A 4,900-nucleotide genomic window follows, 5' to 3' on the forward strand; every position below is an offset into this window, starting at 1 on the left:
ATTGGATTGCTGTTATCGTATAACTTCGTATAATGTATGCTATACGAAGTTATTACGGTGGTTACGGTGATGACGGTAAAATCACCGTGTGTAATGTCATAGGCGCCTCGAAAAAGCCAAGGTATATCAAGATAGGGCTTATTAATGTAATTATTAGCTAAAACTTGCCATACCGAACTGCGATCCGATTGGCCCTTTTCCCAAAAACGTTTAAATTGGGATAAGGGGCTGAGATCAACCGTCATTGTTCTACCCAGGGTTGATGACTTTGTGGGTAATTTGATAAGAGATGACTTTCTAGGTGGCATAATAGATTCTTAAATAATCATCATGTACTAATAATATCAAATTTAGATTAAGCATTTGTTAACAGATAGAACAGTCTTGTTAGCAGGAGTAATTCATTGCATGACAAGATCATCTTCTAGAACAAGCGTTATATAGTTACTATCTAAATAGATTCATTTGGGATTGAGGGTTAATGAGTATTTACAATATACTTAAACAACCCTCAAAATGTAAAAAGAGCCCCACTGTTCGTGCTAACGTTGTGCGACTACGTTTAACCGATTGACTTAGGGAAGAGGCTATGATGCACGGTATATTATTCGTTATCTTTTTAGTTTTACTTCTGATAGGCACTTTGCCAGTCTGGAACTATAGCAGACGCTGGGGTTATCGCGTATCCTTCTTCATTGGAGCCATATTAATCGTTTTCTTACTCGTCCTTTTACTACAATATGAAATGCGATGATGTTAAAGGAGGTTAGATTCAATTCAGTTAGAAATTAATATAAGTAATTGGATCGAGCAAATTGGTCCTATATGGTCCTTTTAATTTCATTAACTACACGTTGTTGTTTCTAGAATCGCTAAACTGGAGTTTCCCAAGAATTATCTATTTCAGTATCTGTGTATTTGAATGCTTTATATTTCTCGTAACTACGTTTACACCGTATGCTCAAAGCAGTTGCTCATAGATTTGGACGTCCTGGATATGATTTTCGGACGCGGTAATTGGATAGATCATACTAGGAAATTTTGGATTATACTTAGACATATTAATTAGACATATCAATAAGGATTTAGCATGGACGAAAAAGATATTTTAGATGTTTTTCAAAAAATGATGACGGAAAATAAAGGAGCTGATGTAACGTTAACAATTGATGAAATTTTTGAAGCGCTTGGAAAAAGAGATAAGAATTTTGAAGAGGTTAACGAGTTGGTTCAATTTTGTGTCACACAAGGGTACCTAAAGAAAACAGCTACTAAACCAGCTCCAAGTTATCAATTGGCAATGGAAGGCATCCTTATGGTAAGGCATGGAAAAATTACCAAGTAGCAGTTTGTCATGTTATGTCCAATGCGCATATCTAGTAGAGTTAATATTCAGAGTCACAGGAGAAAAATTGAATTTTCGTAGTTTGCCTGTATTTAGCTACTTTCATAGGAAGATATCTAATAACCAAGGATCATAACCAAGTGCCATTAAATCCACAATTACCTAAGGAACTCATACATCGAATATCCAAACCATTGGCACGATTTATTCGTATTGAGACTAGCACAGCATGCTTATTGTTGTTGTCTACCGTTATTTCGTTAGTAATTGCGAACTCGCCTTGGTCCAGGTCTTTTTATCCGTTTGGGAACTCTCTTTGGGAGTTCGCATGGGAGATTTTGAATTTCCCGTCCAATTCATGCTTGGATAAACGATGGATTAATGACCTTATTTTCTTTTTGTCTCTTTAGAATTGAAACGAGAATTCGTATTTGGTGAGTTACGAAATCCTAGAGTGGCTGTACTTCCTATTGTCGCAGCGTTTGGTGGCATGCTTGTACCGGTTCTCATTTATCTCATGCTCCAATCAGGGGGGCTGGGCAGAATGGATGGGGTACAGTTATGGCAACCGATACCGCTTTTGTGATTGGCTGCTTAGCAATCTTTGGTAAACATATTCCTCAAAGCCTTCGTATGTTTATGTTGTCATTGGCTATTATTGATGATATTGGTGCAATTCTGGTTGTTGCTATCGGCTATAGTCAAGGGATTTCCTGGGGGGCTCTTTTTATAGCGACAATAGGTTTTATTTTTGTACATATAATGAAACGACTTGGAATTCGTAATTTGGTCGTTTATTTCTTTATCGGTGCTCTTATTTGGGTTGCAGTAGATTCATCGGGTATTCATCCCACTGTTACCGGTGTTATTCTGGGTTTAATGACTCCTACCAGAATATGGATAAATGATAAACAATTACATAAAATTTTAGAGCATGTAGTGTCTTATCCTCCTGGAGAACATTGGAGCGGCGATACGGAAGATCGTAAAGCGTTGCTTAGGGCTGAAGTGGCTGCTCGTGAGGCTCTTTCGCCGGTTGAACGACTGGAAATCTTTTTGCATCCATGGGTTGGGTATCTCATTTTGCCTTTATTTGCATTAGCTAACGCAGGCATACCGATATCTTCTGTAGATTTTACTAGCAGCGTTACCCTGGCTGTTTTTTAGGGTTCATTTTGGGAAAACCAATAGGGGTTTTTGTTTTTAGTTTTATTGCTGAATTTTTTGGACTGGCAAGACGACCTAAGGATCTTAATTGGATGCTGTTAGCCAGTGGCAGTATATTAACTGGAATCGGATTTACAATGGCTATTTTTATCGCTAATTTGTCGTTTGCTCCAGAGCTCATTAATAGTGCTCGGTTGGGGATATTATCAGCAAGTATTTTTTGCGCTCTGGTTGGGATGATTATGCTTTTAATGTATAAATTGTTTTTACAATCCAATGATTTTTAATGCCCCTTTCTATCTATACTATATTGTTGCTTTCAGTATGTTATCTTGGCATAAATAATAATTACTTCCAATTGAACTATGATCATGTTATGTTGCGCTGGCAACAAGAGCTAAATTCTCAACGATTAACTTCTCGATTGTCTGACTGCCTCACCTGTATTCATTCCATCTTTTAGTGATTTGTCCATAACGAAATGGAGGGTACGGTTAAACAAAATAAACTTAATAGAGAAAACCACCTCTTAATACGACTATTGAAACAGTCATTGCTGAATTTCAGATTTGATGGAGTCGTAAAGGTGACGTTCATTCCTGTCAATATATAGGTAAATTGGAAATATTTGCTATCGTTTATCAAATACAATATTGCAAAGGATGCATTAAAGATAAGTGGTAAATTGTTTGCTAGGTTGAACTTGAGAAGAAGCAGGGCTTTTTTCAAAGGAAAAAATCCTCGAAAGAGGTAGCGAGACGTGGTCGTTATTGTTTTTGTAGTAGTGCGACGACTATGCTTCTCGATTTATTTTAAACAAATTTAAATTAAAAGAGTAAAAATTATTATGTCAAATAAAATTAAAGGTAGCGTTAAGTGGTTTAATGAGGATAAAGGCTTTGGGTTTATAGAATCTCATGGAAAAGACTATTTTGTTCATTTTCGGTCAATTGTTAGTGAAGGCTTTAAAACCTTAAAAGACGGTGCGAATGTAATGTTTAAACCTAGTGAAGGTCCTAAAGGTCCGCAAGCTGAAGAGGTTGAGATAGTTTAACTTTGATTTACAATATCATGTCTAATTCAGGGTTGCTTTTAGTTATAAAAGCAACCGGTTCTTTAGACATATAAAATCATATTCATAAAGTGAAGATAATCCTAGAAATCAGTAGCAATAAGGGGTGTAGGAGGGGAGTGATAACCTCTTCAATATTTCGCTAAGTCTATTATAATTTGTTTGTTTCCAGTTACTTTATATGTTTTAGTGATCAGTTTTTCCGGTTAGGCTGTTAAGTGCAGTCTTCTACTAGTCATATATCAACCGTATTAGTGATTCCCAAGACTGTGAAGGTGTTTAAAATGAGCTTTTACAGCTTGCCTAAAAGTTGGATAACACCTGTATGTAAGTCCATATTCTTTTATCACCTGCTCAATCAGGTTCGCAATTTTTGGATAATGAACATGAGAAATAGTAGGGAAAAAATGATGTTCAATTTGATAATTTAATCCACCAATAAACCAAGTTAAAAGGCGATTGTTTGGAGAAAAATTTGTGGTGGTTTTTACTTGATGGCTTGCCCAGTCATGACCAATAGTATTATTTTCATCGGGTAGTGGATAATCTGTTTTTTCAATAACATGCGCTAACTGAAATATCAATGATATAATAAGACCAGTCACTGCATGCATCACTATAAAACCGATAATCCATTGAAAAATATTGATATTTAAAAACAATAAAGGGATAATCAGTATATAACTAAAGTAAAGGATTTTTGAAATAACTAAAAAAGCAAGTTCTCGCCTGTATTGTTCCTTTGATTTGATTAAACCTATTGAAAAGTATCTCTTTAATTGGAAAAATTCTTTATGCAATACCCAGATTAAAGTAGTCAAAGAATATAAGAAAATAGCATATAGATGTTGAAACCTAAAAATTGATTTTTCTTTATCATGTGGACTAAAGCGCATAAATCCGTAAGGGTTAAGATCGTCATCCACACCATGAATGTTAGTGAACCGATGATGAAGAACATTATGCTGTAACCGCCAGCAAATAGGATTTCCACCTGAAATAAGCACATATATAATCGTACCCAAAAAAGTATTCACCTTAGATGATGATGAAAATGAGCCATGAATACAATCATGCATGACGCTCATACCCAATCCAGCGATTGCAGCACCCATAATTGCTGTAAGTAGCAGCATAGTTAAGCCACTATGATTGCCCATGAATAATATACTGTATGGGATAAATAGCATTAATAAAAGAATACTGCTTTTTAGTGCGATAGCATAACCACCGTATTTAGAAATATTTGATTCCTTAAAGTGAGCATTTACTTTTTGCCTCAGTAAGCCATACAAGTCAGCTTGCTTAAAATTAAT

5 protein-coding genes and 1 pseudogene are annotated in these 4,900 nt (G+C 35.6%); 4 read left to right on the forward strand and 2 right to left on the reverse strand.

From position 1 onward, the window contains the following. Window positions 1-308: hypothetical protein (locus BN58_RS26300; RefSeq protein ID WP_156812578.1), on the reverse strand; the 308-nt coding region annotated here is incomplete at its 3' end. Window positions 309-592: 284 nt separating this feature from the next. Here BN58_RS26300 and BN58_RS30045 point away from each other — a divergent pair. The 4 genes and pseudogenes from BN58_RS30045 to BN58_RS15955 all read left to right on the forward strand — a co-directional run bounded on the left by BN58_RS30045 (window position 593) and on the right by BN58_RS15955 (window position 3,566). Beyond that, window positions 593-754, forward strand: a complete 162-nt coding sequence (locus BN58_RS30045; RefSeq protein ID WP_198009948.1) for a DUF3309 family protein — start codon at window positions 593-595, stop codon at window positions 752-754. Window positions 755-1,090: 336 nt separating this feature from the next. After that, entirely contained in the window at window positions 1,091-1,345 is a 255-nt protein-coding gene (locus tag BN58_RS15945; RefSeq protein ID WP_019217666.1) for a hypothetical protein, read from the forward strand. A 140-nt stretch (window positions 1,346-1,485) separates the two neighbouring features. Next, window positions 1,486-2,799, forward strand: a pseudogene (gene nhaA / locus BN58_RS34875) (Na+/H+ antiporter NhaA). A gap of 560 nt (window positions 2,800-3,359) precedes the next feature. Next, the gene (locus tag BN58_RS15955) at window positions 3,360-3,566 is read left to right on the forward strand and encodes a cold-shock protein (RefSeq protein WP_019217667.1); all 207 of its coding nucleotides are present in this window, start codon (window positions 3,360-3,362) and stop codon (window positions 3,564-3,566) included. Window positions 3,567-3,835: 269 nt separating this feature from the next. Here BN58_RS15955 and BN58_RS15960 read toward each other — a convergent pair. Then, on the reverse strand, window positions 3,836-4,900 hold a 1,065-nt coding region (locus BN58_RS15960), incomplete at its 5' end, for a fatty acid desaturase family protein (protein WP_019217668.1).

This window comes from Legionella tunisiensis, assembly GCF_000308315.1.
In the GTDB taxonomy this organism is placed as follows: Bacteria; Pseudomonadota; Gammaproteobacteria; order Legionellales; family Legionellaceae; genus Tatlockia; species Tatlockia tunisiensis.

Bases quoted from the DNA above. Each gene is read 5' to 3' on its own strand.
- BN58_RS15945 (WP_019217666.1), top strand. From the start codon at position 1,091: ATGGACGAAAAAGATATTTTAGATGTTTTTCAAAAAATGATGACGGAA.
- BN58_RS15955 (WP_019217667.1), top strand. From the start codon at position 3,360: ATGTCAAATAAAATTAAAGGTAGCGTTAAGTGGTTTAATGAGGATAAA.
- BN58_RS30045 (WP_198009948.1), top strand. From the start codon at position 593: ATGCACGGTATATTATTCGTTATCTTTTTAGTTTTACTTCTGATAGGC.